Here is a 397-nt window from a genome sequence, read left to right on the forward strand (position 1 = left end):
TTTATGCAGTTTGATGCTGATATTATTGGTACACCAACTGTTGCGGCAGATGCCGAAATTTGCATGATGGCAGCTGATAGTTTGGAAAAATTAGGAATTCAACAGCATGATTATGCCATTCGTCTTAATAACCGAAAAATTCTGGAGTGTGTCTTAGAGCAAGTTGGTTTGGGGGGAAGTGAGCAGGTTGAAAAGCGCTTAACGGTTCTTAGAGCAATTGATAAACTTGATAAATTTGGTCTTGAAGGTGTGCGTTTGCTTTTAGGCAAGGGGCGTTTGGATGAAAGTGGTGATTTTACGAAAGGAGCAGAGCTTAAGGATAAAGAGATTGACTATATTCTTTCCTTGCTTACCGTAGAGGCTGAAACAGCAGAAGAAACGCTTGACGCTCTTAGAA

General features: G+C 40.8%; 1 pseudogene. It reads left to right on the plus strand.

Annotated elements, in window-relative coordinates:
- Positions 1–397: pseudogene (locus tag J7R05_RS08745) on the plus strand (ATP phosphoribosyltransferase regulatory subunit); the annotation flags it as partial.

Origin of the sequence: Bartonella capreoli (assembly GCF_902813205.1) — a bacterium.
Classification (GTDB): domain Bacteria; phylum Pseudomonadota; class Alphaproteobacteria; order Rhizobiales; family Rhizobiaceae; genus Bartonella; species Bartonella schoenbuchensis.